Below are 834 nucleotides of genomic sequence, written 5' to 3'. Positions count from 1 at the left end.
GCCGATTGGTGTGCCGTTGGGCAATATGCGGGTGTTTGTGCTTGATGCGGGGTTGTCTCCGGTTCCGGTGGGGGTGCTTGGTGAGTTCTATGTCGCGGGCGCGGGTGTGGCCCGGGGATATCGCGGCCGCCCGGCGTTGACCGCGACGCGGTTTGTGGCCTGCCCGTTCGGGCCGGCCGGGGCGCGCATGTATCGCACCGGCGATGTAGGGCGATGGACCGCACACGGCGCACTGGAATTCGTGGGCCGCGCCGATCAACAAGTCAAGATCCGCGGATTTCGGGTGGAGCCCGGCGAAGTCGAGGCCGTGCTGGCCAGCCACCCCCGCGTAGCGCACGCCGTCGTCATCGCCCGCAGCGCCCCCAACGCCGCCGACGACGTCAACAACACCCACCTGGTGGGCTACGTCGTGCTCACACCACCATCCACCACGAGCGACGCGAGCACGACCGCCGCACTGGCCGCCGACATCCGGCGGTATGCCGCGACACGACTGCCCGAGTTCATGGTGCCCGCCGCAGTCATGGTTCTTGAGGCCCTGCCATTGACCGCCCACGGCAAACTCGACCGAAAAGCCCTGCCGGCCCCGCAGTTTGTCAGCGACGTGGCCTACCGAGCCCCCCGCGACCCACGCGAAACAGTGCTGGCCAACCTATTCGCCGAAGTCCTCGGGGCCAACAAAGTCGGCATCGACGACAGCTTCTTCGCCCTGGGCGGACACTCCCTCTCAGCGACCCGACTCGTCGCGCGCATCCGCACCGAACTCGACGTCGAAATCCCCATCCGAGCAATCTTCGACGCCCCCACCGTCACCCAACTCGCCCAATGGATCGC

Annotated in this window: 1 protein-coding gene; it reads left to right on the top strand. The window is 67.5% G+C overall.

What is annotated here, in order from left to right; all coding sequences use genetic code 11:
* Positions 1–25: 25 nt before the first annotated feature.
* Positions 26–834: phosphopantetheine-binding protein (locus A5744_RS24180; RefSeq protein WP_240563100.1), on the top strand; the 809-nt coding region annotated here is incomplete at its 3' end.

This window comes from Mycobacterium sp. IS-1264 (genome assembly GCF_001954195.1).
Taxonomy (GTDB): Bacteria; Actinomycetota; Actinomycetes; order Mycobacteriales; family Mycobacteriaceae; genus Mycobacterium.
The sequence above is the reverse complement of the archived record's forward strand: the minus strand, read 5'-3'. Positions and strand labels throughout refer to the sequence as shown.